The 24,847-nt window shown below is 67.4% G+C and carries 23 protein-coding genes; 13 read left to right on the forward strand and 10 right to left on the reverse strand.

What is annotated here, in order from left to right; genetic code table 11:
• Together ppk2 and E0H73_RS13240 are read right to left on the reverse strand one after the other, a co-directional pair.
• Positions 1-807 (reverse strand): polyphosphate kinase 2, encoded by an 807-nt coding sequence (gene ppk2 / locus E0H73_RS13235; RefSeq protein ID WP_131354422.1) that lies wholly within the window; start codon positions 805-807, stop codon positions 1-3.
• Positions 808-849: 42 nt separating this feature from the next.
• On the reverse strand, positions 850-1,353 hold the full coding sequence (locus tag E0H73_RS13240) for a hypothetical protein (RefSeq protein ID WP_131354425.1): 504 nt from the start codon (positions 1,351-1,353) through the stop codon (positions 850-852).
• Between the two features lie 118 nt (positions 1,354-1,471).
• On the opposite strand from E0H73_RS13240, the gene E0H73_RS13245 reads away from it, so the two are divergent.
• Positions 1,472-2,137, forward strand: coding sequence for a Type 1 glutamine amidotransferase-like domain-containing protein (locus tag E0H73_RS13245; RefSeq protein ID WP_131354428.1), 666 nt, complete (start codon positions 1,472-1,474; stop codon positions 2,135-2,137).
• Positions 2,138-2,142: 5 nt separating this feature from the next.
• Here the strand turns inward: E0H73_RS13245 and E0H73_RS13250 are convergent, their stop codons facing one another.
• The 3 genes from E0H73_RS13250 to E0H73_RS13260 all read right to left on the reverse strand — a co-directional run bounded on the left by E0H73_RS13250 (position 2,143) and on the right by E0H73_RS13260 (position 6,135).
• Positions 2,143-2,484 (reverse strand): TraR/DksA family transcriptional regulator, encoded by a 342-nt coding sequence (locus E0H73_RS13250; RefSeq protein ID WP_131354431.1) that lies wholly within the window; start codon positions 2,482-2,484, stop codon positions 2,143-2,145.
• A gap of 115 nt (positions 2,485-2,599) precedes the next feature.
• Entirely contained in the window at positions 2,600-3,943 is a 1,344-nt protein-coding gene (locus tag E0H73_RS13255) for an MBL fold metallo-hydrolase (protein WP_131354434.1), read from the reverse strand.
• Positions 3,940-6,135 (reverse strand): S8 family serine peptidase, encoded by a 2,196-nt coding sequence (locus E0H73_RS13260; protein ID WP_165555634.1) that lies wholly within the window; start codon positions 6,133-6,135, stop codon positions 3,940-3,942. Before E0H73_RS13260 ends, E0H73_RS13255 begins: the two co-directional genes overlap by 4 nt.
• Positions 6,136-6,331: 196 nt before the next feature.
• Between E0H73_RS13260 and E0H73_RS13265 the strand changes: the two genes are divergently transcribed.
• Positions 6,332-6,886 (forward strand): CHRD domain-containing protein, encoded by a 555-nt coding sequence (locus E0H73_RS13265; RefSeq protein WP_131354439.1) that lies wholly within the window; start codon positions 6,332-6,334, stop codon positions 6,884-6,886.
• Positions 6,887-6,920: 34 nt separating this feature from the next.
• Here E0H73_RS13265 and E0H73_RS13270 read toward each other — a convergent pair whose 3' ends face one another.
• Positions 6,921-9,599, reverse strand: a complete 2,679-nt coding sequence (locus E0H73_RS13270; protein WP_202867356.1) for an MGH1-like glycoside hydrolase domain-containing protein — start codon at positions 9,597-9,599, stop codon at positions 6,921-6,923.
• Between the two features lie 82 nt (positions 9,600-9,681).
• On the opposite strand from E0H73_RS13270, the gene E0H73_RS47170 reads away from it, so the two are divergent.
• Together E0H73_RS47170 and E0H73_RS13280 are read left to right on the forward strand one after the other, a co-directional pair.
• Positions 9,682-10,746, forward strand: a complete 1,065-nt coding sequence (locus tag E0H73_RS47170; protein WP_238163972.1) for an alpha/beta fold hydrolase — start codon at positions 9,682-9,684, stop codon at positions 10,744-10,746.
• A 141-nt stretch (positions 10,747-10,887) separates the two neighbouring features.
• Positions 10,888-11,763 (forward strand): alpha/beta fold hydrolase, encoded by an 876-nt coding sequence (locus tag E0H73_RS13280; protein WP_131354445.1) that lies wholly within the window; start codon positions 10,888-10,890, stop codon positions 11,761-11,763.
• Position 11,764: 1 nt separating this feature from the next.
• Here E0H73_RS13280 and E0H73_RS13285 read toward each other — a convergent pair whose 3' ends face one another.
• Both E0H73_RS13285 and E0H73_RS13290 read right to left on the reverse strand, forming a co-directional pair.
• The gene (locus tag E0H73_RS13285) at positions 11,765-12,748 is read right to left on the reverse strand and encodes a LacI family DNA-binding transcriptional regulator (protein WP_131354448.1); all 984 of its coding nucleotides are present in this window, start codon (positions 12,746-12,748) and stop codon (positions 11,765-11,767) included.
• A gap of 81 nt (positions 12,749-12,829) precedes the next feature.
• A complete protein-coding gene (locus E0H73_RS13290) occupies positions 12,830-13,612 on the reverse strand; it encodes a glucosamine-6-phosphate deaminase (RefSeq protein WP_131354451.1) in 783 nt (260 codons plus the stop codon).
• 365 nt (positions 13,613-13,977) lie between these two features.
• Between E0H73_RS13290 and E0H73_RS13295 the strand changes: the two genes are divergently transcribed.
• The 8 genes from E0H73_RS13295 to E0H73_RS13330 are packed head-to-tail and all read left to right on the forward strand — an operon-like array spanning position 13,978 to position 21,641.
• Complete coding sequence (locus E0H73_RS13295; RefSeq protein WP_131354454.1) at positions 13,978-15,012, forward strand: LacI family DNA-binding transcriptional regulator; 1,035 nt, start codon at positions 13,978-13,980, stop codon at positions 15,010-15,012.
• 57 nt (positions 15,013-15,069) lie between these two features.
• Positions 15,070-16,347: an ABC transporter substrate-binding protein gene (locus tag E0H73_RS13300; RefSeq protein WP_131354457.1), complete on the forward strand. Its 1,278-nt coding sequence runs from the start codon at positions 15,070-15,072 to the stop codon at positions 16,345-16,347.
• Positions 16,340-17,320, forward strand: coding sequence for a carbohydrate ABC transporter permease (locus E0H73_RS13305; protein WP_238163973.1), 981 nt, complete (start codon positions 16,340-16,342; stop codon positions 17,318-17,320). Before E0H73_RS13300 ends, E0H73_RS13305 begins: the two co-directional genes overlap by 8 nt.
• The gene (locus tag E0H73_RS13310) at positions 17,317-18,207 is read left to right on the forward strand and encodes a carbohydrate ABC transporter permease (RefSeq protein WP_131354460.1); all 891 of its coding nucleotides are present in this window, start codon (positions 17,317-17,319) and stop codon (positions 18,205-18,207) included. Before E0H73_RS13305 ends, E0H73_RS13310 begins: the two co-directional genes overlap by 4 nt.
• A 6-nt stretch (positions 18,208-18,213) precedes the next feature.
• Positions 18,214-18,966 (forward strand): PIG-L deacetylase family protein, encoded by a 753-nt coding sequence (locus E0H73_RS13315; protein WP_131354463.1) that lies wholly within the window; start codon positions 18,214-18,216, stop codon positions 18,964-18,966.
• A 32-nt stretch (positions 18,967-18,998) separates the two neighbouring features.
• Positions 18,999-19,751 (forward strand): PIG-L deacetylase family protein, encoded by a 753-nt coding sequence (locus E0H73_RS13320; RefSeq protein ID WP_131354466.1) that lies wholly within the window; start codon positions 18,999-19,001, stop codon positions 19,749-19,751.
• The gene (locus E0H73_RS13325) at positions 19,748-20,812 is read left to right on the forward strand and encodes a Gfo/Idh/MocA family protein (RefSeq protein ID WP_131354469.1); all 1,065 of its coding nucleotides are present in this window, start codon (positions 19,748-19,750) and stop codon (positions 20,810-20,812) included. Before E0H73_RS13320 ends, E0H73_RS13325 begins: the two co-directional genes overlap by 4 nt.
• Position 20,813: 1 nt before the next feature.
• A complete protein-coding gene (locus E0H73_RS13330; RefSeq protein WP_131354472.1) occupies positions 20,814-21,641 on the forward strand; it encodes a sugar phosphate isomerase/epimerase family protein in 828 nt (275 codons plus the stop codon).
• Here E0H73_RS13330 and E0H73_RS13335 read toward each other — a convergent pair.
• Positions 21,632-22,540: a LysR family transcriptional regulator gene (locus E0H73_RS13335; RefSeq protein ID WP_131354475.1), complete on the reverse strand. Its 909-nt coding sequence runs from the start codon at positions 22,538-22,540 to the stop codon at positions 21,632-21,634. The genes E0H73_RS13330 and E0H73_RS13335 overlap by 10 nt on opposite strands.
• A 79-nt stretch (positions 22,541-22,619) precedes the next feature.
• Between E0H73_RS13335 and E0H73_RS13340 the strand changes: the two genes are divergently transcribed.
• A complete protein-coding gene (locus tag E0H73_RS13340) occupies positions 22,620-23,615 on the forward strand; it encodes an aldo/keto reductase (protein WP_202867357.1) in 996 nt (331 codons plus the stop codon).
• Here the strand turns inward: E0H73_RS13340 and E0H73_RS13345 are convergent.
• The gene (locus tag E0H73_RS13345; protein WP_131354479.1) at positions 23,602-24,843 is read right to left on the reverse strand and encodes a TolB-like translocation protein; all 1,242 of its coding nucleotides are present in this window, start codon (positions 24,841-24,843) and stop codon (positions 23,602-23,604) included. The two genes, E0H73_RS13340 and E0H73_RS13345, sit on opposite strands and share 14 nt — an antisense overlap.
• Positions 24,844-24,847 lie beyond the last annotated feature (4 nt).

Raw genomic sequence — 24,847 nt, forward strand, 5'->3', positions numbered from 1 at the left:
CTAACGGGCGAGCTCCGCGGCGTGGTCGGGGACTTGGGTCTGCATGTCTCGCGGGGTTCGCTCGTAGCCTTTGGAAGGCGGGCGTGGCGGCAGGCCCAGCGGTGGTCGCTGGACCTCGTAGTACGGGATGGTCGACAGCAGGTGCGCGATCATGTTGATCCGGGCCGAGCGCTTGTCCTCGCTCTCGACGACGTACCACGGCGCCTCCGGGATGTCGGTGTGCACGAACATCTCGTCCTTGGCGCGCGAGTAGTCCTCCCAGCGGGTGATCGACTCCAGGTCCATCGGTGACAGCTTCCACTGCCGCATCGGATCCTCGAGCCTCCTGCGGAACCGGTTCTCCTGCTCGCTGTCACTGACCGAGAACCAGTACTTGCGCAGCAGTACGCCGTCCTCGACCAGGAGCCGCTCGAAGATCGGGGACTGGTGCAGGAACCGCGTGTACTCCTGGTTGGTGCAGAAGTCCATCACGCGCTCGACACCGGCCCGGTTGTACCAGGAGCGGTCGAACAGCGCGATCTCGCCGCCGGCCGGCAGGTGCTCGATGTACCGCTGGAAGTACCACTCGGTCCGCTCCCGCTCGGTCGGAGCCGGCAGCGCCACGATCCGCGCCAACCGGGGGTTGAGGTACTGCGTCACCCGCTTGATCGTGCTGCCTTTCCCGGCCGCGTCCCTGCCCTCGAAGACCACCACCACGCGGGCCTTCTCGACCCGGACCCACTCCTGCAGCTTCACCAGCTCAGCCTGCAGCCGCAGCAACTCGCGCTCGTACACCTTCTTCTTCAACCGCTTCTTCGCGCCGCTCATCCCTGAACCATCTCGCACGATGTCCGGCTGGGATAGGCCACGTCAGTGGATCAGCACCTCGAGGACGACGATGAGGATGCCGAACGTCGCGTTCACGGCGCCGGTGGTCAACGCCATCGGCCAGCCCCAGCGCTGACGGCGGGCGAAGGTGATTCCCCAGCCGAGGAGCTGCGCGACGCCGCACCACAGCATCAGTCTGATCGCTACGTCGTCCGGCAGTACGTCGAGAGCCCCGAGCGCCAGGATTGCCAGCGCTGGGAGCGGCCCGGTCACCAGGGGCCATTCGTCGGCCATCGCACTCCGCACCGCACGCCAGTCGAGGCCGTCCGCCGCGTTGAGATGGTGAGCGAGCGCGTTGGCGTAGACATGTGCCAGCCAGAAGATGCCTAAGGTCAGGACGGTCACCACCAGCAGCCGGCCGATGGGGGTGTGCTCCGCACCGCCGGCCACCACGGCCATCGACGCGATCGTGCCGTAGATCCCGCCGGCCGAGGCCGACGCCCGACCCGTTTTCCGCCCTGCCTCGTCTTCCCTTGCCTCGCTCATCTCGACGCTCTCCAACCACGGGTTCGTCGCACCGGCCGGTACGGCGATGGTTGCGCTATGGTCCAGTCTGTCTTCTCCTGCACCCGACTCTCCCGACCGCTACGCCCAGGAGGCAAGCGTGAGGCTTCTTCTCACTTCCGGCGGTGTCACGAACCCGAGCATCCACGACGCGCTCGTCGACCTGCTGGGCAAACCGATCGCCGACTGCGACGCGCTCCTGATCCCGACCGCGCAGTGGGGCCACCCGATGTGCGGGCCGGCCTCCGTGCGCGGCTTCGTTGCCGCCGAGCCCACGTGGGACATGGGCAGCCTGGGATGGAAGTCGGTGGGCGTGCTGGAGCTCACCGCGCTGCCCAGCATCGGTAAGGAGCGCTGGGTCCCCTGGGTCCGGGAGGCCGACGTACTGCTGGTGGACGGAGGCGACGCGACGTACCTGTGCCATTGGATGCGGGAGTCCGGCCTGGCGGACCTGCTGCCGTCGCTGCCCGAGACGGTCTGGGTGGGGGTGAGCGCCGGCAGCATGGTGATGACCCCGCGGATCGGCAAGGACTTCGTCGCGTGGCACTCCGCGCCGGACGATCGCACGCTCGGGGTCGTCGACTTCTCGATCTTCCCGCACGTCGGTCACGAGTCCATGCCGGACAACACCATGGCCGAGGCGGAGAGGTGGGCCGCCGACATCGCGGGTCCGGCGTACGCGATGGACGACCAGACCGCCATCAAGGTGACCGACGGCACCGTCGAGGTCATCTCCGAGGGCCAGTGGAAGCGCCTCGACTCCTAGACGGCTCAGCGTGAGGACACGCATTCGATGCAGGTGCGCGCGACTGGTCTCGCCTCGAGCCGGGCTTTCGCGATCGGCTGTCCGCACCGTTCACAGATCCCGTACGTGCCGGCCGCCAGCCGCTCGCGTGCCGCCTCGACCTCGGCCAAGTGACCCTGGACCTGAAGCACGAGCGCTGAGACCTGCGACCTCTCGAAGGCGATCGTCGCACCCTCAGGATCGTGCTCGTCGTCAACGTTGGCGTCGCGAGAGGCAGCCACCACCTCGTCGAAGTCGCCGGTCAGGCCCGCGAGACGACGGAGCGCTTGCCGTCGTTCCGCCTCGAGCAGCTCGCGAACCCTGTCCATCCCCCAATGCTGACACCTCTGCCTCAGGCCGGGCCGAGGAGGCAGATTACGTTCCCTCCGGGTCAGCCAGAACTCCGTCGCTTGCGCCGCAACCCTCATCTCCGCGGGGATCTCGCTACAGCTCGATGGTGAAAGACGGTTGCGGATCGGCGAGGACTTTCACTTCGATGCGGTCGGGATGCTGTGACTCCGCATCCCGGGCTTCTTTGATGGCCGCTGTGAGAGCTTCCCGGCGGCTCGCGATGGTGCGGTCCCCGGAGCAGTTGAACCACATCGTGAACCGGCCGGGGGCCTTGAGCCGGGATTCGACGATCGTTGCGATGACCCGCGGATTGGGGTTGCCGTGGGCACCATCACCGCAGAACACATAGTGGTCGGCGAACACCTGGTCGGCGAACTTCGTGCTCAGGTTGTTCTCCGAGCCGTGGTGCTGGACCTTGAGGATGTCACAGCGGAAAGGCCCGTGGGCCAGGCGCCCGGCGGCTGTCAGGCCCTCGAGGAGTTCGTCTTCGGCGGCGTCCCCGGTGAGCAGGCAGGTCTTGCCGCCTTCCTCGGCGAGTAGCGTGATCGAGGCCCGGTTCGGCGGTGTCACTCGCGCGGAATTCGACTCCGCGATGATCTCCGCCGCGGTGCTGATGGAGCCGATCAGAGCCTCAGCCTCGCCCCTCGAGGTGGGCGGGCCGGCCAGCAGCAGATCGTCGAGACCGAGCCCGGGTCCGTCCGCCAACCCTTGCCCGTCGCCCCGCGGCCCCGCCTGCCGTCCCGAACCGAGCAGGTCCTCGAGCCACTTGCGCCATTCCTTCCGCAGTCCTTCGAGGTGCTCTTCGGTCGGCCCCAGAACGGTCACCGTGAGGCTTCCGAAGTGCCGGCGCTGGATGGGCTTGCGTAGCCGCACGAGTTTGTTCTTGAAGCCCTTGTTGCGGGGGACAGGCGTCTGGTCGTCGACCAGGCTCATGAGTTCGATGCCGTCGCTGATGCTCTCGGTGAGGTCCACGATGGACGTGAGCGCGACCCGTGCCGCGCCGGTACTCGCGGCGTCGCTGCGAGGGGCGAGCTCGATCGCTTCGGAGATCTGCGTGGCGAGAGCACTGATCGGTCCGGCCAGGTCGCCGAGCTGCGCTCGCCACGAGTTGTGCCAGAGCCCGTGGATCTCTGGTGGACGGGGCCGCTTGGGCTCCGGGAAGGCGGGGTTGTTTCCTTCCTTCACCTGGAAGTCGTGCACCTCCCAGGCTGCGACGTCCTGCAACAACGGGATGATCCCCGAGATGTGGTCGGCGTCGATGTGGCTGACGACGACGAGGTCGAGCGGCGCGCCGTTGTCGGCGAGATCCTGCAGGACCGGGCGCGTCTGGGACTCGAAACTGGCCGTTCGCCCGCCGTCCACCAAGATGTGGTGCCCGTCGCCCGACGTCAGCAGCAGACAGTCTCCGTCCTTGGAGAAGAACACCTCGAGCTTCATTGCGTGCCCCCACTCTCGGTTGCGGCCGTCGACCTGACCACCATGTCGGTGAACTTCGCGGTGGCCCGCACGCAGGCGGTGGCGTCGATCAGGCCGAAGCCGGTGTCGTTGCGCCAGCCGAACGTCTGGCCAGGAAGCGGTGACGAGGTCGACCGCAGGATTCCCTGGATCTGCGCCGACGTCAGATCGGACTTGATCCCCAGCATCAGCGCGGCGACGCCGCAGACGAACGGGCTGGCCATGCTGGTGCCGGTCATCTCGATCCACGGGACCTCGCTGTCGAAGCCCTTGGCGGCCACCACAGCGGTTCCGTTCGCGGCGATATCGGGCTTGGGCCGTCCGTCTCGGGTCGGACCGCGGCTGGACGTGACATGCGCGGCGTTGCGATCGATGTCGGCGTTCGCAACGGACAGCAGGCGCTCGGCGCAGGCGAGCGAGCCGATCATGCGGTCGTCGGTGTACGAACCCGGTGCGAAGTACGACGGGTAACGCCATTGCTGCGCGGATCCGGGCACCCGCCGTGGGTCGTCCCGCTCGATCCAGGCGTCGAAGCTGCCGTCGCGCACGACCGCCCCGGTGAGGCGGACACGCCACTCGCCGGAGGCGATCGGACCCAGTTGCGGGCTACCGCCTGGCTGCTGCGGCCCGAAGAACGGTGAGAGCAGCACCGAAATCCGGTTCAGCCCGTTGGCCGGGTGATAGGCCTCGTTGTAGACGCTCAGGACCGTGCCGTTGCCCAGCAGCGCGTTCCGGATCATCTGGCCGAGCCTGATCGGCTCCAGCCAGGGCTGACCGGGCGGCTTGACCTCGACGTCGAAGCGGTCCTGAGGGCCGTACCAGATTTCCAGCTCGTTCTCGGAGATGTCCTGTACGCCGTCTCCGCCGACGATCCAGCCGAGTTCGCGTCGCAGGTTGGTCGCGGGGATCTTTCCGCTGGCGTGGATCCGTCCCTTGACGTATCCCCGGTCGGTGGGCGAGCCGGGCTCGACCTGGCCCGCGTTGCCGGCCGCGACTGACACGCATCTGCCGCGCGTCGCCAGCGCATTGTCGATCCACCGGGCCATGGCGCTCGAGGTGTCGTGGGCGTGCCCGTTGGTCCCCAGGCTGATGTTGATCGACAGCGGGAGAGGGGTGTTGTCCTTGCCGAGTTCCGCGGCCAGTTCGATCAGGTACTCGACAGCGTCAGCGATCCGGGTGGAGTCGTAGAAGCTCGACGACGCGACAGTGTCCTCGGGGCGCAGCGCGAGAAGGACGCCCGCGATGAACGCGTTGCGAGCGACTCCGTCGTTTCCAGCGGCGATCGATGCCACATGAGTGCCGTGCGACCCGATGACCATCTGCGACTGGGGCTCGAGGCTGCTGGCGGCCATGTTCCGGGTGCGCGCGCCGTCGATGGCCGCGTTCATGTGCTCACCGCGGATCTCCGAGCCGTAGTCCAGACCGACGTACCGCCCCAGATTGCGGTTGGCAGGAGAGGGGCGAGAGGTGCCGGCCTGATCCCAGATGGCAACCCAGCGAGTCTTGCTCTTGTCCAGGAAGTCCGGGTGGGCGAAGTCGAACCCACCGACGTCGATGATCCCGACCAGGACATCCTGGCCGTCGTGGTGACGAGCGCTCTCCGCCTTTACCCGCCGCGTATCGCCCGGGCCGTTCGTGATGTTGTGGCCGATCACCGGCTCCGGACCCCGCAATGCCTGGCCCGGTTCGACGTACGCGACGGCCGCATTGACCAGCAGGTCCCGCACGTCCTTCGCGGCGACCTCGACCACGCCGGTGTCGAGTTTCCAGCGCGACCGCTTGGCATAGCGGTTGACCGCATTGATGGCATCCTCACGGACGTTCGGCGTCAGGTCCCGATCGAGCTTGACGAAGAGGCTGAAGACGACGTTCTCCGGGGGCGCCTCCTGCGGGGTCTTCGCCGCAAGGGCGATCACCTCCGCCGGCGACAGAGCCGTCGGGGCTCGCGGACTCGCGGCGTCGACCGGACCAGCCGCCTCGACTTCGATCGTCTCGCGGAACTCAGACTCTCTGGTAACAGGCGCGGCTCCGGTGCCATCGACCGCGGGCTCTGCCAAGGCGACGGACGGGCATTGCTCCGCTCGCGCTTGGTTGACCTGGTCGGTCCCGCCCAAGAAGACATCGAGCTTCGGCGACAACCGTGGATCGAGCGACCTGATTTTCGGCGCGGCCATAGCATCCCCCTGCTTCATCCCCCAGCGCCCCTCGTCCGTCACTCAATGCGTCGTGACAGGGCCAATGCGCTACACAACGATGATGGACCTCATCCCGTCAACAAAGTAGAGGCCCAGCCCGTGACTGAACCCTTGGACCTCCGACATCGTTGATTGGGGTGTGACGACGGTCACACCTCAGTGAGGGAGGGAGCACATGGTGGCAAGACGAGCACGTTGGGTGGCTGCGGCCTTCGCGATCGGGCTGGCGGCCACGGCGACAGGTAGTGTGGCGACCGCGGGACGCGACGACGCGGGCAGTACGCCGAACACGATCCGCGAGCAACTGACCGGCTACGAGGAGGATCCCGCTCCGATCTCGACGAACGGCAGTGGACGGTTCCAGGCCCAGATCAACGACCGGGCGCAGGAGATCACCTATCGCCTGAGCTACACCACGTTGGAGGGCGCGGTCCAGCAGGCGCACATCCACTTCGGCGGTAAGGCGCAGAGCGGCGGGATCAGCGTGTTCCTGTGCACCAACCTGGGCAACGGCCCGGCCGGGACCCAAGCGTGCCCCGCGGCACCGGCGACCGTCAGCGGCACGATCAGGCCGGCCGACGTCATCGGTCCGGCGGCCCAGAGCCTGACCGCCGGCCAGTTCAACGACCTGGTCAAGGCGATCCGGAACGGCACGACGTACGTCAATGTGCACAGCAGCCTGTTCCCCGGCGGTGAGATCAGGAGCCAACTGGACCACCACCACAACTGATCAACGAAACGTGAGGGCGGGTCGTTGCCCGCCCTCAAGCCGAGCCGTCGCCCATCGTGCGGAGGACATCCCCGATGGACTGCACTGACCCGTGCCTGCGCCGGATCAGGTCGGCGACGATCCCGGTCCAGCCGGTCTGATGCGCGGCGCCCAGACCGGCGGCGTTGTCGCCGTGGAAGTACTCGTGGAACATCAGGTTGTCCTTCCAGTGCGCGTCGCTCTGCAGCCGCTCGACCCCGCCGAAGCAGGGCCGTCGGCCGTCCGGGCCGACGAGGAAGATCGACACCAGCCGGGCGAACAGGTCGTCGGCGATGGCGTCGAGAGCTAACAGTTCGCCCGATCCGGTGGGGTATTCGACCTTCAGGTCATCGCCGAAGAAGCGGTGGTAGCGCAGCAAGGCGGTGGTCGCGAGGAAGTTCAGCGGGAACCACACCGGCCCGCGCCAGTTCGAGTTGCCGCCGAACATGTCCGTGGTCGACTCGGCCGGTTCGTAGTCCACCGTGGCGCGCACCCCCTCCACCTCGAGGGTGTACGGGTGGTCGCGGTGGAAGGCGGACAGCGAGCGCAGTCCATGCGGCGACAAGAACTCGTCGGGATCGAACAGCTTGCCGAACAGGCGCAGTACCTGCTCGACCCCGATCGCTCCCATCAGTAGTCGCTGCTGCCCGGCGTCGCCCCGCAGTACGCCGGCCTCCGCCAGACTCTCGCGGTCACGCAGGCCCTGGCGATCGAGGAACTCCGCGAACTGCTTGCCTGGAGCAACAGCTCGCTCCAGCAGTTCGTCGTCGATCACGGCCACCGCCAGCATCGGGATGATGCCGACCATCGAGTGCACCTTCACCGGTACGACGCCGCCCGGGGTGGCGATCCGGTCGTAGAACAGGCCGTCGGTCTCGTCCCACATCCCCTGCTGGGCCATCGCGGTGCGAATCGCGGCGAAATGCTCGAGGAACTTGTGCACCAGGTCGCGCGCGGGCCGGTGCCCGGTCCGGTTCAGGATCGCCGCGATCGTCGTCAGCGCCAGCGCGTACGCCGCCATCCAGCCGGTGGCGTCGGCCTGTTCGAGCACCCCGCCGACCGGCAGATGCGAACGGTCGAGCGGGCCGATGTTGTCCAGCCCGAGGAACCCGCCCTCGAACAGGTTCGACCCGTCGGCGTCCTCCCGGTTGACCCACCAGGTGAAGTTGACCAGCAGTTTGTCGAAGATCCGGCTGAGGAAGTCGAGATCGCGCCCGCCGTCGATGGCGAACACCTCCAGCGCCGCGAACGCCTGGACCGGCGGGTTCACATCGCTGAAGTCCCATTCGTACGCCGGGAGGGCGCCGTTCGGGTGCTGGAACCACTCGCGGCACACCAGCAGCAACTGGTTCTTGGCGAACTCGGGATCGACGTGGGCCAGCGCGATGCAGTGGAACGCGAGGTCCCAGGAGGCGAACCAGGGGTACTCCCACTTGTCCGGCATCGACATCACGTCGAAGGCGTTGAAGGTGCGCCATCGATGATTGCGTGCGGCGTGCCGCGAGGCCGGCGGCACCGGCTGTCCCGGGTCGCCGTCCAGCCAGCGGGCAACGTCGTAGTAGTAGAGCTGTTTGCTCCACAGCATGCCGGCGAAGGCCTGCCGCATCACCATCGCCTCGTCGGGCGAGGCGGCCGCCGGGGTGAGATCGGCGTAGAACTCGTCAGCCTCCGCCCGGCGGGTGTTGATGACCTCCTCGTACTCCGATCCGAGCGCGGTCGCGGCATCAACGCCCGATCGGGCCGGACGTAGCCGCAGCCGCAGTTCCACGGTCGAGCCCGGCGCGACGTCGACGCGGTACCAGACTGCGCACTTGGTGCCGCGCTGAGCCGGATCGACGGTCGGTGCACCGGTGACGACGTGGTCGTTGATCCCGTCCTTCGGGTACGGCGTCGACCCGGCAACGCCGTACAGCCGCTGGATGTTGGTCTCGTTCTCACAGAACAGCAGAGTCGGCGTGGTGCCGTCGGGCCCCGGTGCGGCCAGTAGTTCCAGCTCGCCAAGGGATGGGTGCGAGACGCGCACGCTCGATGCACCGGTTGCGGCGAGCTCGGGTCGTTGAACACCCGGGCTCCACGACCAGGTGTTGCGGAACCAGGCCGTCGGCAGGACGTGGAGTGTTTCCGGGTCCGGCCCGGCGTTCGTGACCTGGATCGTCATCAGCAGGTCGGTCGGGCTCGCCTTGGCGTACTGCACCTCGACGATCCAGTACCGATCCTCGTCGAACGCCCCGGTGTCGAGGAGTTCGTACTCTGGGTCGTGCTTGCCGCGCCTGCTGTTCTCGGCGAGCAGGTCTTCGTACGGGAACGCGCGCTGCGGGTAGTGGTAGCGCCAGCGGTTCCAGGCATGGCTCGGTACGGCGTCGAGGTACCACCAGTAGTCCTTGACGTCCTCGCCGTGGTTCGCCTCCGCGCCGGTCAGTCCGAACGGCCGCTCCTTGAGGATCGGGTCGTGCCCGTTCCACAACGCCAGCCCGAGACACAGCCGTTGCTCGATGTCGCTGAACCCGGCCAGTCCGTCCTCGCCCCACCGGTACGCCGTGGAGCGGGCGCGGTCGTGCGAGAGGTAGTCCCACGCCTCGCCGTCGGCGCTGTAGTCCTCCCGCACCGTGCCCCACTGACGCTCGCTGAGGTACGGACCCCACAGACACCAGTCGCTCCGGTCACCCGCCATCCGCTCGCGTTCGACTCCGGACATGTGCCCCATTGTTCGGCGACCACGCCACATCCCGCCTCGTCTGCGGCTGATGAAGCGGAGCCGGCCTCGCTACGATCGGGAGGTGCGACACAAGGTCGGCTACTGTGCGGCGCCGGATGCGGTGAAGCTGGCCTACGCCGTCCATGGTGGCGGTCCGCCGATCGTCCGGGTGGCGACCTGGATGACCCATCTCGAGTTCGACTGGGAGAGCCCGGTGTGGCGCCACTGGCTCGACGCTCTCGGAGACGGTCACACGCTGATCCGGTACGACGAGCGCGGCTGCGGGCTCTCGGATCGCGACGTGGACGACATCTCGTTCGATGCCTGGGTGGCTGACCTCGAAGCCGTGGTCGATGCGGCCGGCGTCGATCGGTTCGCGCTGCTCGGCGTCTCGGCCGGTGCGGCGGTCGCGGTCGCGTACGCGGCCCGTCATCCCGAGCGGCTCACGCATCTCGTTCTCTACGGGGGATACGCGCGCGGCCGGACCCTTCGCGGTGCGGGGCAGCGCCGGCTGCAAGAGGCGTTGGTCGCCGCGATCTCCGCCGGCTGGACCAATCCGGATCCGACGTTTCGGCACCTCTTCAGCATGCTGTTCCTCCCAGCCGGCACGCCCGAGCAGATGGGGTGGTACGACGACTTGCAGCGACACTCCACCTCGGCCGCGACCGCAGTACGTCTCTACGACGCGCGTGGCCGCCTCAACGTGGTGGACCTCGCGGCGCGGGTGCGGACAAGGACGCTCGTCGTACACGCGGCGGGCGACCGAGTCGTGCCGGTGGACGAAGGCCGGCTGCTCGCCACCTTGCTCCCCGAAGCGCAGCTGGTCCTGCTGGAGTCGGCGAACCACATCCTGCTGTCGGACGAGCCCGCGTGGGCGAACTTCGTCGCGGAGTTGCGTGCCTTCCTCGGGACGGAGCCGGCGGTCGCCCAGCCAGGGACCGGAATCGAGGAGCTCAGCCCGCGGGAGCTGGACGTCCTCGCGCTCGTCGCGGCCGGGCTGACGAACGAGGTGATCGCCGACAGGCTGAGCCTCAGCGTCCGCACTGTCGAGCGTCATCTGACGAACACGTACGTCAAGCTGCGGGTCTCGGGCAAGGCAGGACGTGCGGCCGCGGCGGCCAGGTTCTCCGAGGCGCAGCGTCCCTGATCCGGGCGGTTGCGTGTTGACCGCCAGCCCGACCCTGCGGCATTGCGTGCTGACTCCGATGCGGGCGACTCGTGCCGCTGCCTACCTTCACAGGTATCAGCGCAAACGCCCGGGTTTCGGGCCGTTCGAAGGAGGCATTCGATGGAGCACATGGTCGTTTCCGACCGGGCATCGGCGGTTATCGCCGAGCCGACAACGACGTACGACGTCCGCGGTGGGGGAGGTGTCAGCCTGCACGTCCGCGAGTGGGGAAACCGGCAAGGGCGTTCTGTTGTCTTCATTCACGGATGGTCGGCGAGTCACGTGTGCTGGGCGCGGCAGATGCAGGGCCGGCTCGCGGACGAGTTTCGTCTGGTGGCGTTCGACAATCGGGGCCACGGCATGTCCGAGAAGCCGCTGGACGCGGACAGCTATCGCGACCCGCAGTTGTGGGCCGACGACCTCGCCGCGGTCATCGATCAGCTGGGCCTGGACCGGCCGGTGCTGGTCGCCTGGTCGTACGGCGGATTCATCGTCTCCGACTACATCCGGGCGTACGGCGAGGACCGGACAGGTGCCATCAACCTGGTCGGGGCGGCCGTCATGATGAAGCCACCCACGTTCGACAACATCGGCCCCGGTTTCCTCGAGAACGCTCCGGACGCCGGCCTGCCCGACCTGGCCACGAACATCGCCGCCGTACGACGCTTTCTGGGCGTCTGCACCGCCGAGCCGCTCGAGCCGGACGACTGGAGCGCGGCCCTGGCCTGGAACATGGTCGTTCCGCCCGAGGTGAAGGGCGCGTTGATCTCGCGCCAGATCGACGGCGACGACGTACTGGCGAGGCTTTCGGTGCCTGTCCTGGTGACCCATGGTCGGTCCGACACCATCGTGCTGCCGTCGATGGCCGAACACGTTCTCGACGTCTGCAAGACCGCCAGGCCGTCCTGGTACGACGGCGTGGGCCACATGCCCTTCATCGAGGACGAGACCCGCTTCGACCGCGAGCTCGCTGAACTCGCCGCGGACGTCGTCTAGCTCAGGAGGTCGGGGCAGGTCCCGACGACTGGCGCGGGGTGAAGTCCCCTTGGATCCGGAGTGAGTCCGGCTGCTTCCCCGCCATCACCTCGCCCAGCAGCTCCACCGCCGCCGCGCCGAGCCTCCCGATCGGCGCGCTCACGGTGCTGAGCTTCGGCGTGAGAACCCTGGCCAGCAACACATCGTCGCAGCCGACGATGGATCGATCGCCCGGCACGGAGAGTCCCCGCTCCGCAAGTCCCGCGACAACGCCGCACGCGGTCAGGTCGTCGAAGGCGAAGGCCGCCGTCGCGGGGGAGTCGGTGAAGGCCGCGGCACCTTCCCTACCTCCTTCGTACGAGGCCTCGAAAGGCCCGAGCTCGATCAGCTCCACCTCGGCCGAGGCCGCCCACTTCCTGATCGCGGAGGCACGCTGCCGGGCCGCCCAGGACGCCGACGGACCGTGCAGCAGGGCGACCGTCTCGTGGTTCAGGTCGCGAAGATGGTCGCCGGCCTGCGCGAGTGCCGCCGAGTGGTCACAGATCACCGTGGTCGTATGCATCATCTCCCGGTTCACCACGATCGCCGGGGTGGAGCCGAGCGCGTCGCGCAGCCGGGCCGGGGTGCCGCGCGGCGACGCCACGATCACGCCGTCCACCTGCCCTGCCAGCCGGCGGATGAGCGCGGCCTCCGCGGAGGTGCTCTCCTCCGCGTCCACCATGATCACCGACGCGTCGTTGTCCGCCGCCGCCTGCTGGATCGCACGGACCAGCGGCGGGAAGAACGGATTGGTGATGTCGGGGATGTACAGCCCGATGGCGCCGGTCCGGCCGGTGGCCAGGCGACGTGCCGACCTGTTCGGCTGATACCCCAGCTCATCGGCCTTGGCGAGGATCCGCGCCCGTACGTCGTCGCGCACCTGATCCGGACGGGTGAACGCCCGCGACACCGTGGACCCCGACACCCCGAGGGCGTCGGCGATCGAGTAGATAGTCACCTTCGTCATGGGTCGGCTTCCTTCGGCTCTCGGGCACCGGCGCGATCGGCACTCGCCCCCGCGTGCACTCTATCGACACCACGGCGCCTGTCAGGCGCCCAGAGTCGAGCGCAGAGTCGCGCGCAGCCGGCTCGCGGCGTCCGCGTCCAGATAGAGGGTGCAGCCCGGGTGGGTGCGCAAGATGGTGCTGGGGCAGTGTTCGCCCAGCGGATCGAGCAGAGTGGCCCGCACGGCCTCCGCTTTGCCTTCCTTCGACACGACACAGAACAGCCGCGCCGCGTCGAGCAATCGCGGAACGCTGAGGGTCAACGCGCGGGTGGGTACGTCGTCGAAGGAGTCGAAGCATTCGTCGTCGACCTGCTGTTGCCGGCAGATCTCGTCGAGCTCGACGACCTTCACCGCGTGCGGGTCGTCGAAGTCCGCGACGGGCGGATCGTTGAAGGCGATGTGGCCGTTGACGCCGATGCCCAGGCAGACGATGTCGATGGGTGCCTCGGCGAGCAGGTCCGCGTAGCGACGGGCTTCGGCGTCCGCCCCGTGGGTCGGGTCGAGCACATGTGCGGTGCCCAGCGGCACCCGATTCCACAGCGCTTTCTTGAGCCAATTGCCGAAGCCGGCCGGATCGTCGGCGTCGAGCCCTATGTATTCGTCCATATGGAATGCCGTCACGGCGGACCAGTCGATATCCGGCTCGGCCAGTAATGCATTGATCGTTTCTGCCTGGCTCGGTGCGGAGGCGAAAATCACTCGCGCTTCTCCCTGGCGGGAGATGACCCGGCGCAGCTCGGCCGCGATATCGGCTGCGGCCGCTCGCCCAGTCGCGACAGGATCGGAGAAGATGCGCACCCAAGGCTCGATTGTTGGCGTTGTCATGCTGCATAGCTTGGGCTGCAACCGCTTGCAGGTCAAGCCGCACTGGCGCGCCTCCGAGCCCGTCCGCAGGTGCGCCGACGTCGACCGGCCAGGCGGAGCCGCCGACTCAGCGGTCGAGGAGTCGTTGACCTGCAAGCGGTTGCATGCTCTAATGACCGAACGATCCAGAGAGGGCGGACGTCTCCCGGGCCGGCGCGAGGAAACCCTTCACGACTCGGCGGGAGATTGTCAGTCGCACGTGTGCGGAGAATTCGGCGACAAAAGATCCGCCGGCATCTCCGCGGCCATTTTCCTCGTGTTGTCCATGCTGTGTTCGGTTGGCTTGATGGAGCGTTTTACTAAAACGTTCTACCAGGAGGTCGGCGATGAGCTCTGATCGAGTGACGATCCGGCAGATCGCCGAGATGAGCGAGGTCTCCGTGAGTACGGTGTCGAACGTTCTGAACGGCCGCACCCTGCGGATGTCGGCGGAAACGCTGGAACGGGTCCGCGGTGTCATCTCGACGCTCCGCTACCGCCCCAGCAGCATCGCCCGCGGGCTGGTCACCGGACGGACCGCGACCATCGGGCTGGTCGTCGCCGAGATCGAGACGGCGCTGTTCTTCAGCGCTGTCGGTGCCCTCGAAACGGCGGCCCGCGCTGCGGGCTACAACCTGATCGTCTGCCACGCCCGCGGTTCCCGGGACGAGGCCGAGGTGGTCACTGTGCTGCGGACGAAGGGCGTGGACGGGATCATCTTCATCGCCAACTCCGAGGCGGTGGACGACGCCCATCTGACCGGTCTGCCCGCTGCCGGGATCCTCGCCGTCGTCATCAACCGGCGACGTCCCGGTCCGGAGTTCGGCCGGGTCACCTGGAACGATCGGGCCGGCGTCGCCGGCGCCGTCGAGCATCTCCACGACCTGGGGCACCGGCGGATCGCCTTCCTGCGTGGTCCTCGATCCCGTGACAGCACTCGTGAGCGTGCCGCGGGCTACCGCCGGGGACTCAAGAAGGCCGGCCTGCCGTATCAGGAGGACTATGTCCGCCTCGCGGACTACACCGCCGATCCGTCGACCTGGGAGCGAGCCGCCGGCGAGCTTCTCGATCTCGACCCCGCGCCGACGGCCATCATCGCCTCCGACGATTCGGTGGCGGCGGTCGTGATCCGTACGTCGCAGCGCCGGGGGCTGTCGGTTCCCCGTGATCTGGCCGTGGTCGGGATCGACGACCAGATGTTCGCAACCCTGCTCAATCCGCCGCTCACCACCATCCGGCTTCCGGTGAAGGAAGCCGCTGAACGCGCTCTGAAAATGCTCGTCGACGCCATCGCGGGGCAGTCGATGCGTGAGGTCCGGCTCGACACGGAACTCGTGGTCAGGGACTCCAGTTCGCCAGAACCTCGCACCACCGTCAGCTAGCCGGATGCCTGCCGTCCGGCAAGGTCGCTGGACCGTCCAGTCCTGGAAGGAAAGAACATGATTACGAGGCGCAACTTCTTAGCGGCCACCGGCCTGGCTTCGCTCTCCGCCGCCGGGCTCACCGCCTGTTCCGGGGGTTCGGCCGGGGGCGACGCCAAGGGCGCGGCGAATCTCGAGGTCATCTGGTGGGGCGCCGACGACCGGGCGGCGATCACCAACTCGATCCTCGGTCTGTACGGGAAGAAGTACCCCGGCAACACCGCGAAAGGGCAGTTCCTGCCGTTCGGTGACTACTTCAACAAGCTCAACACACTGGCCGCGTCGAACAGCCTGCCCGACATCATCCAGCTGAACCTGCCGAACCTCGCTGCCTACGTGAAGAACGGCTTGCTGCTCGATCTCGGCGATGTCGATCTGGGTGACTACGCCAAGGCGTCGTTGGAGACCGGCAAGATCGACGGCAAGCTCTACGGCATCAACTTCGGCTACCAGTACCTGACTGTCATGTACAACACCGAGCTCGTGACGAAGAGCGGGCTGAGCGTTCCGAAGGATCCGGCCGACTGGAACGCATGGGGCGACTTCGGTGTCGAGTTGGCCAAGAAGCTCGGCAACGGCGTGTACGGCATGAGTGACAACAGCGCCGAGTCGAACACCTGGGCGTCGTGGCTGACCAGCCGCGGCAAGGGGTTGTTCTCGACCGACGGCAAGCTGGCTCACGACGAGGGCGATGCCGTCGCGTGGTACCAGTACTGGAGCGGACTGCGCGACCGCGGCGCCATCGCCTCCGGTGCGGAGAGCCAGACCTATGTGTCCAACGGCGGTGCGGCCGTCGATCCGCTCACCACCGGCAAGGCCGTGGTCTCGATGAGCCCGATCGTGCAGTTCCAGGGGTATCAGAAGGTCAACAAGATCCCGCTGGGTCTGGCGCCGTGTCCGATCGGCCCGTCCGGCCGCGGCGAGGTCAATGCGTTCTTCGGCTGGGGCATCTCCTCGAAGACGAAGAATCCGCAGGCTGCCAAGGAGTTCCTGAATCTCTGGTTCACCGATCCGGCGGCGTTCAAGGAGCTCGGCCTGGATCGTGCCATCCCGGCCTCGCAGAAGCAGCTCGACACCGTGAGCCAAGGTGCCACCGGCGCGATCAAGACCATGCTCGGCTTCATGGACTCCTACAAGATCTCCCCGGCCTCGCAGCCCGCGTCGCCGCCGAGCATCGGCAGCAAGGTCCAGGACAGCCTGACCCGGGCCGCCGAGGCGGTGCTGGCCAAGAAGCTGTCCCCGGAGCAGGCCGGCGCCCAGTACTTCAGCGAGATCAAGGCCGCCGCCGGTGAGTAGTTCGCTGGTCCGGAACGCGGGCGAGCAGGTCGAGGTGCCGGCCCCGGGCACCTCCGACCTGGCTCGCCCGCCGGGGGACGCGGCGATGAGCATGAAGGGCAAGAAGAGCAAGGCCGGGTACTTGTTCCTGACCCCGTGGATCATCGGCTGCGTGTGCCTCACGCTCGGGCCGATCATCGCGTCGCTGTACTTCTCCTTCACCGACTACAGCCTGCTGGCCAGCCCGCACTGGGTCGGCTTGAAGAACTACAACGACATGTTCCACGACAAGCGCTACTGGGCCTCGGTCGTCGTCACGGTGAAGTACGTGTTCATCGGGGTCCCGATCAAGCTCGGGATCGCGCTGCTGATCGCGATCCTGCTCAAGGACGGCATGCGGCACATGTCTGTCTACCGGGCGATCTACTACGTGCCCTCGCTGCTCGGCGGCAGCGTGGCGATCGCGATCCTGTGGCGCCAGATCTTCGGTGATCCAGGCATCTTCCAGTCGTTCCTGGCACTGTTCGGGATCGAGAGCCAGGGATGGCTGACCAGCCCGGCCACCTCGCTGAACACGCTCATCGTCCTGGAGGCCTGGCAGTTCGGCTCGCCCATGCTGATCTTCCTGGCCGGCCTGCGCCAGATGCCCCAGGACCTGTACGACTCGGCGGCCGTCGACGGCGCCGGGGCGGTACGGAAGTTCTGGCACGTCACGTTCCCGCTGCTGACCCCGATCCTCTTCTTCAACCTCGTGCTGCAGATGATCGGATCGTTCCAGGCGTTCACGCCGTCGTTCATCATCAGCAGCGGCACCGGCGGGCCGGTCGACAGCACGCTGTTCTACACCCTCTACCTGTACATCCAGGGCTTCGGGAACCTCCAGATGGGCTACGCGTCCGCGATGGCCTGGGTGCTCCTGGTCGTGGTCGGCGGCATCACCGGGCTGTTGTTCTACACCGCCAAGTACTGGGTCTTCTACGGAGATGCGAGATGACGACGAGCACCATCGACGTGGGCCGGGTCCGGACCCGGCCCAAGGTCAAGAACACCAAGCCGCTGTGGCGCCGGATCGTCAAGCACGGCGTACTGATCCTCGGCGCCGTCCTGATGATCTACCCCCTGCTGTGGATGTTCGGATCGTCGTTCAAGCCGGAGAGCCAGATCCTCGGTACCGCGAATCCCTTTCCCGGCAAGGGCGCCAACCTCAAGGGCTATATCTCGGGCTGGTCGGCGCTGGGTTTTCCCTTCTGGCGCTACTTCCTCAACTCGTTCATCATCTGCGCGCTGTGCATCGTCGGGAACCTGTTGTCCTGCTCGCTGGCGGCCTTCGCCTTCGCCCGGCTCGAGTTCCGGTTCAAAGGCAAGATGTTCGCGATCATGATGGGCACGATCATCCTGCCGTTCCACGTCCTCGTCGTACCACAGTTCGTGCTCTTCCGCACGATGGGCATGGTCGACACGATCCTGCCGCTGGTGGTGCCGAAGTTCCTGGCCGTCGACGCGTTCTTCATCTTCTTGATGATCCAGTTCATGCGGAACGTGCCCCGCGAACTCGACGAGGCGGCAGCCCTGGACGGCTGCGGACCGCTCGGACTGTACTGGCGGATCATGATGCCGCTGTGCCTGCCGGCGCTCGCGACCACGGCCATCTTCACCTTCATCTTCACCTACAACGACTTCTTCAGTCAGCTGCTCTATCTGTCCGACACGTCGAAGTTCACCGTGCCGCTGGCGCTGAGATCGTTCATCGACAACACCGCGACCTCGAACTACGCCGGCCTGTTGGCGATGTCGACGCTTGCACTGCTGCCCGTCATCGGGTTCTTCCTCGTGTTCCAGAAACTGCTGGTCGAGGGCATCGCCACGACCGGCATCAAGTGAGGTGACATGTACTTCAAGGATTACCGGAAGGTCCTGGTGGTCTTCGCCCATCCCGACGACGCCGAGGGGCAGTTCGGCGGCACGATCGCCCGGCTGGTCCGCCAAGGCGCGGAGGTCAACTACGTGTGCTGTACGGACGGCAGCCGGGGCGGCACGGATCCGTCGATGACGGATGCCGAGCTGACCGCGATCCGGGCGGCCGAGCAGCGGGCTGCCGCCGATCTGCTCGGCGTCAAGGAGGTCACGTACCTCGGCCGGAAGAACGGCACCCTGGAGGTCACCACGGACCTGCGCCGCGACATCGTCCGGGAGATCCGCAGGCACAAGCCCGAGCTGATCCTGACGCTCTCGCCGTTCCGCGTTCTCGACGCGCCCATCGGGCTCTCGCACGCCGATCACATGAACGCGGCGGAGGCCACGCTCATCGCGGTGTATCCCGAGGCCGACAGCCCGCGTGCCTATCCCGAGTTGCTGGACGAGGGGTTCGAGCCGCACAGCGTGAACGACGTCTGGATCCCGGCGGTGAACGGGGCCGACCGCATCATCGACGTCACGGACACGGTCGAGGTGAAGGCGCGGGCCTGGTTGTGCCACAAGAGCCAGGCCGGCGCCAAGACGGGCAAGCCGGCCTGGTCTTTCGAGCCTCGGATGGGCGCGCGGATGCGGGCGGCCGGCGCGAAGATCGGCGTCGCCTTCGCCGAGAGCTTCCGAAACATCGAGATCACGAGTTCCGTACCGGCTCCCAGCCCACAGGTCTGAACCCATCCCGGCCCGCACTCTCGAGGAGACAGATGTACTTCAAGGATTACCAACGAGTCCTCGCCGTCTTCGCCCATCCTGACGACGCCGAGTTCCAGTTCGGCGGCACCGTCGCCGCGCTGACCCGGCGCGGAGCAGAGGTGAACTACGTGTGCTGTACGGACGGCAGCCGCGGCGGCACGGATCCGTCGATGACCGACGCCGAACTGACGGCGATCCGTGCGGCGGAGCAGCGCGCCGCCGCGGACGTGCTCGGCGTCAAGGAGGTCAGGTACCTCGGCCGGAAGAACGGCACGCTGGAAGTGACCGAAGATCTCCGCCACGACATCGTCCGCGAGATTCGGCGCTACAAGCCCCAGCTCATCCTCACGATGGCGCCGTTCCGCGTCCTGGACATGCCGATCTCGCTGTCCCACGCCGATCACATGGCGGCGGCCGAAGCGACGCTGATCGCGACGTACCCCGAAGCCAGCAGCCCGCGTGCCTACACGGACCTGCTCGACGAGGGGTTCGAGCCGCACCGGGTCAACGATGTCTGGATTCCGGCCAACGGCGACGCCGACCGGATCATCGATGTGACGGACGTCGTGGAACTCAAGGCCCGTGCGATCAAGTGCCACACCAGCCAGCTCGGTGGCAAGACCGGCAAGCCCGCCTGGAGTTTCGACGACCGGCCCGGGCCGGCGCTGCGCGCGGCGGGTGCGAAGATCGGTGTTGCTTTCGCCGAAAGCTTCCGCACCATCGAGATCCTGAAAACCGAACCAGCGAAAGGCCCTCAGGTATGAGTGACGACAGTCTCGGCTTCGGCATCGTCGGCTGCGGCGTGATCAGCCGCTGGCATGCCAACGCGTTGAGCGAGATTCCCGAGGCGAAGCTGATCGCCGTCAACGACGTGATCGGTGAGCGCGCCGACGCTCTCGCCGCGGAGTTCGGCGTAGAGAGTTTCGCGAACCTCGACGACATGCTCGCCCGCGACGACATCCAGGTCATCTGTGTCGCCACCCCGAGCGGCCTGCACGCCGAGATCGGCATCGCGGCGGCGCAAGCGGGCAAGCACGTGCTGGTGGAGAAGCCCATCGACGTCACGCTGGAGATGGCGGACAGGCTGATCACCGCCTGCGCCGACGCCGGCGTCCAGCTGAGCGTGATCTCCCAGCACCGCTTCGACGACGGCCTGCAGGAAGTGCGTGGCCTGATCGATTCCGGCCGGCTCGGCCGGCTCGTGGTCGGGACGGCGTCGACCAAGTGGTACCGCACGCAGGGGTACTACGACGGCGCCGACTGGCGAGGTACCTGGAAGCTCGACGGCGGCGGCAGCCTGATGAACCAGGGCGTGCACTACGTCGACCTGCTGCTGTGGCTGATGGGTCCGGTGAAGAGCCTGGTCGCCCAGGCCAGCACGCTCGCGCACGACATCGAGGTCGAGGACGACGCGGCGGCACTCGTGCGCTTCGTCAACGGTGCCGTCGGCACGGTGCATGCGAGCACCACGATGTACCCGGGACTCCCGGAGCGACTGGAGATCTGCGGTACGGAGGGCTCCGTGGCGATCGACGACGGGACCATCGTGATGAAGGAGCTCAAGGACGAGAAGGGCGAGACCGGTGCCTATGGCAACCGCAAGTCCACCTCCTCCGAGGGCGTCGCGTCGACGACAGCCGCCTCCGATCCCACCGCGATCAAGCACGAGGGCCATCGCCGCCAGATTGTGGACCTGATCAGTGCCATCAAGTCGGGCACCCCGCTGTTGAGCTCGGGGCAGGACGGCCGCCGGGCGCTGGAGTTCATCCTGTCCGTGTACGAATCCTCCAAGACCGAAGCGCCGGTCGCGCTGAGCGGAGAATGAGATGTGGACACTGTCCGGCTTCGCCGATGAGATCTCGCCCGAGCCGTCGGTGCAGTGTGAGGTGCTCACCGGCTTGGGCATCTCCCACATAGAGGTCCGCAGCGCCTGGAACACCAATGTGCTCGACCTGGACGACGAACAACTGGCCGCGGTTACCGCCCAGTTGCGGGACAGCGACATCCGGACCTCCTCGATCGGCTCACCGATCGGCAAGGTCTCGGTCGTCGACGATTTCGACGAACACCTGCGCCGGTTCGACCGCGCCTTGCGGGTGGCGGAGGTGCTCGAGGCGCCGTACATCCGGATCTTCTCCTTCTACTATCCGGATGGCGACGAGCCCAAGCAGCACCGTGACGAGGTACTGCGGCGACTGTCGACGCTCGCCGAGCGGGCGGCCGGGCGAGACGTGATCCTGCTGCACGAGAACGAGAAGAAGATCTACGGCGATCTGCCGGAACGCTGCCTCGACATCATCGAGTCCGTCGGCTCACCGAACCTCAAGATCGCCTGGGATGCGGCGAACTTCGTCCAGTGCGGGATCTCCCCCTTCCCGGAGGCCTTCAACCTGTTGCGCCCACATCTGGAGTACGTGCAGATCAAGGACGCCCTGCTCGCCGACAACCGCGTAGTGGTGGCGGGTGCCGGCGACGGCGGCGTCGTCGAGACGATCCGTGCCCTGAAGGCAGACGGCTTCGACGGCTTCTTCTCCATGGAACCCCACCTCAGCACCGCCGGCCCCGCCGGAGGCTTCAGCGGCCCCGACCTCTTCCAGCAAGCCACAACCGCCTTCACCAACATCCTCGACCAGGAAGACATCCCCTACCGCTGATCCGGTGACGGTCGCCCAAGAGGCTCCTCGGCAACACCTCTACCGGTCAGGAAGTCGCGGAAGGCGGCTGCTGCGGGGGTCAGGGGGCGTTCGCCGAGGGTCATCAGGCCGATGGGTGGGTGGTTGAGGTGCGGGAGCGGATGGACCTCGATCGGCGGTCCGGGAGCGCGGGCCGCCGATCCAGCGAGCAGGGCGACGCCCAGGCCGGCGGAGACGAGTTCACGGATGCTGGCCGGGCTGTACGTCTCGAACTCGATCCGCGGGATGAAACCGGCGTCCGCCGACGCCCGGGTGAGAATCTCGTGCAGACCGCTCCCGACCGGCAGACAGATGAAGCTCTCATCGCGCGCGGCCGCGAGGGACGGCTCGTCCAACCGACGCCCGGGAGGAGTGACGAGTACGACGCTTTCCTCGACCAGCCGGCGTACGACGTACCGCGGTGACAGATCCGCGTGGACCGGGCCGATCACGACATCGAGCTCACCGCCGTCGAGGGCCTCGAGCAGAACGTCGATCAGCCCCGAACGCAGCGTGAGCCCGAGACCGGGATAGCGCCGGCGGAAGTCGGCCAGCTGCGCCGGCAGCTGAAGGGTGCCCAGCACTTCGGTGGCGCCGATGCGCACCCGTCCGCGCAGCACCGCCGCCAGTTGGTCGAGATCCGCGCGCCCGGCGTCGAGCTCGTCGAGCACCCGCCGCGTGCGCGACCAGAACAGCTCACCTGCGTGCGTCAGGGAGACTCGGCGGGTACTGCGCTGCAGCAGTTCGGTTCCCAGCTCGGTTTCGAGCCGCCGGATCTGTGCGGAGATCGCCGGCTGCGCGATGCGCAGGTTCTCGGCGGCGCGGGTGAAGCCACCATGACGTACGACGGCATCGAAGTAGACCAGTTGGCGCAGCTCCACCGATTCATCCTCGACCGCGATAGATGTCAGCGCAAACTGGTCTTGGACTTATGGATCGGACCTCTTGCACCGTTGACGCATGCAGCAGAGACGACTGGGACGCAACGGATTCACGACCTCGGCACTCGGACTGGGGTGCATGGGTTTCTCGCAGGGCTATGGGCCGGCCGACGACGGCGAGTCGATCAAAGCGATCCACCGGGCCGTCGAGCTGGGGGTCACACTGCTCGACACAGCCATGAGCTACGGCCAGGGGCACAACGAGCAGCTCGTCGCCCGCGCCCTCGCCGAGCTGGCCGGGCGCGACGAGGTCCAGGTGGCGACGAAGTTCGGCATCGTCCGGACCGAGCAGGGAGTCGGGCTGGACGGTCGCCCCGAGCACGTCCGCGGGTACTGCGATGCCTCGCTGCTGCGCCTCGGCGTCGACATCATCGACCTCTACTACCTGCACCGGGTCGACCCCGGCGTACCGATCGGTGAAACCGTTCAGGCGATGGCGCAACTGGTCGACGACGGCAAGGTGCGGCACCTCGGGGTCTCCGAGGTCACCGCCGAACAGCTCCGGGCAGCCGACGCCGTCCATCCGATCGCGGCGGTCCAGTTCGAGTGGTCGATGGTGTGGCGCGACCCTGAGCTCGACATCATCCCGGCGGCCCGCGAACTCGGTGTGGGACTCGTGCCGTACAGCCCGCTCGGACGCGGCCTGCTCACTGCCACGCTCGACCGCGACACCGTCGGCTCGAGCGACTTCCGTCGTACCGATCCGCGCTTCCAGGACACCAACCTCGAGCGCAACCTGGCCCAGATCCAGGCTTTGCGCGCGGTGGCCGACGGCCTGGCGATCACGCCGGGACAGCTCGCGCTGGCATGGTTGCTGGCCCAGGGCGACGACGTCGTACCGATTCCGGGCACGCGGCGCCTTGACCGGGTCGCCGAGAACGCCGGCGCGACGGACGTCGAGCTGAGCCAGGCCGAGCTGGACCGCCTGGACGCCGCCGTGCGGCCCGAGGCGTGGGCGGGGGACCGGCGCTCGTTCGCCGTACCGGCCACCACCCGGACCATCAGCGGCTCGTGACGACGAGTGTTGGTGGGTCGTGGACGGGGCCCGGAAGTGCGGTTGTCTCGTACGGCTGCCGCAGTCCGGGCCGCCAGGCGAGTAGCCGGGTGCGGGATCCCGCGTTGAGGGCGACCACCAACCAGTCTCCACGCGCGGCGAATGCCAGACCGGGTTGAGTCTTGGTGGGCAGTTCGATTCCCGGCACGATGGCCAGCCGGCCGGTGTCGAGCCGCATGATCGCGATGTCCATGGGCGGGAGCGGGTGGCCGTCGAACCGTGAGTCTGTCGTCGCTCGTTCGATCAGGAAGGCAACCCTCGTGCCGTCAGGGCTGACGACGCCGCAGCAGGCGAGGCGGGGAAGAGGGGATCCGACGGTCTGGCCGCCGGCGATCGCCCGGCGGTGGAGCGTGCACAGTGCGGCGTCGTCGCCGCAGCCACTGGTCCAGAGGACTTGGCCCGCGCCGACAGCGAGGGGCGCGACACGTTGTTCGAGCTTGGCTTGCAAGCGACCGGTGCGTGCGTCGACGAGCGCGAGCCAGGTCGGCGAGATCCCCGGATCGGGCTGCAATTGCCCGACGACCGTGTCGCCCACGATCGCGGATGCGTAGAAGCCGTGCGGCAGTCGCACCTGCGGTCCGCCGGCGACTGGAGCGATCGTCGCGAAGGGGTTGTCGATACTACTGGCGAAGGAAGCGATCCATACCCGATTGCCATCGGTCAGTGGTGACTCGGTGGGACCGAGTGGGCGGATGACACTCACCCGGTGATCGACGCTGATGCGCAACATGGCATACGGAGCCGTCTCGTCGCAGGACCCGGTGGTCGCGTACGCCGTGATCGGATCGCTGGCCAGCACAGCGGCGTACTCGCCCGGACGGACGACTGCGTCGGGCAAGGTCGTCGCGTGGCCGTTGTCGAAGTCGACGAGTCGGAGCCGGTCTCCGCCGAGTAGTACCTGGATCCCGGTGTGCTCCGCGGGTGGCGCACTCGACACGATCGGCAGCAGCGTGTCCGCTCCGCAGGCGCCGGATGCAGTCGGCCAAGCACGCGCAGTCCGCCCGTCCGGGACCGTGCTGATCAGATCGGACGGGGTGGGATTTGGTACGGCCTGACGGTCCGAACCACCGGTCGAGGCATGGAGGACGATCAGGGTCAGCACCACCAGGACCAGAATCCATCCGGCCCTTCGGCGCCCGCGTCCCGAGGCCTTCCCGACTTCGAGGACCTCGTCCTGATCCTGCTCCACACCT

Origin of the sequence: Kribbella pittospori (assembly GCF_004331465.1) — a bacterium.
Taxonomy (GTDB): domain Bacteria; phylum Actinomycetota; class Actinomycetes; order Propionibacteriales; family Kribbellaceae; genus Kribbella; species Kribbella pittospori.

Coding starts and splice junctions, on each gene's coding strand:
- E0H73_RS13300 (WP_131354457.1), top strand. CDS start 15,070: ATGATTACGAGGCGCAACTTCTTAGCGGCCACCGGCCTGGCTTCGCTC.
- E0H73_RS13240 (WP_131354425.1), bottom strand. CDS start 1,353: ATGAGCGAGGCAAGGGAAGACGAGGCAGGGCGGAAAACGGGTCGGGCG.
- E0H73_RS13320 (WP_131354466.1), top strand. CDS start 18,999: ATGTACTTCAAGGATTACCAACGAGTCCTCGCCGTCTTCGCCCATCCT.
- E0H73_RS13255 (WP_131354434.1), bottom strand. CDS start 3,943: ATGAAGCTCGAGGTGTTCTTCTCCAAGGACGGAGACTGTCTGCTGCTG.
- E0H73_RS13250 (WP_131354431.1), bottom strand. CDS start 2,484: ATGGACAGGGTTCGCGAGCTGCTCGAGGCGGAACGACGGCAAGCGCTC.
- E0H73_RS13295 (WP_131354454.1), top strand. CDS start 13,978: ATGAGCTCTGATCGAGTGACGATCCGGCAGATCGCCGAGATGAGCGAG.
- E0H73_RS13290 (WP_131354451.1), bottom strand. CDS start 13,612: ATGACAACGCCAACAATCGAGCCTTGGGTGCGCATCTTCTCCGATCCT.
- E0H73_RS13280 (WP_131354445.1), top strand. CDS start 10,888: ATGGAGCACATGGTCGTTTCCGACCGGGCATCGGCGGTTATCGCCGAG.
- E0H73_RS13285 (WP_131354448.1), bottom strand. CDS start 12,748: ATGACGAAGGTGACTATCTACTCGATCGCCGACGCCCTCGGGGTGTCG.
- E0H73_RS13340 (WP_202867357.1), top strand. CDS start 22,620: ATGCAGCAGAGACGACTGGGACGCAACGGATTCACGACCTCGGCACTC.
- E0H73_RS13260 (WP_165555634.1), bottom strand. CDS start 6,135: ATGGCCGCGCCGAAAATCAGGTCGCTCGATCCACGGTTGTCGCCGAAG.
- E0H73_RS13315 (WP_131354463.1), top strand. CDS start 18,214: ATGTACTTCAAGGATTACCGGAAGGTCCTGGTGGTCTTCGCCCATCCC.
- E0H73_RS13325 (WP_131354469.1), top strand. CDS start 19,748: ATGAGTGACGACAGTCTCGGCTTCGGCATCGTCGGCTGCGGCGTGATC.
- E0H73_RS13310 (WP_131354460.1), top strand. CDS start 17,317: ATGACGACGAGCACCATCGACGTGGGCCGGGTCCGGACCCGGCCCAAG.
- ppk2 (WP_131354422.1), bottom strand. CDS start 807: ATGAGCGGCGCGAAGAAGCGGTTGAAGAAGAAGGTGTACGAGCGCGAG.
- E0H73_RS13270 (WP_202867356.1), bottom strand. CDS start 9,599: ATGTCCGGAGTCGAACGCGAGCGGATGGCGGGTGACCGGAGCGACTGG.
- E0H73_RS13265 (WP_131354439.1), top strand. CDS start 6,332: ATGGTGGCAAGACGAGCACGTTGGGTGGCTGCGGCCTTCGCGATCGGG.
- E0H73_RS13330 (WP_131354472.1), top strand. CDS start 20,814: ATGTGGACACTGTCCGGCTTCGCCGATGAGATCTCGCCCGAGCCGTCG.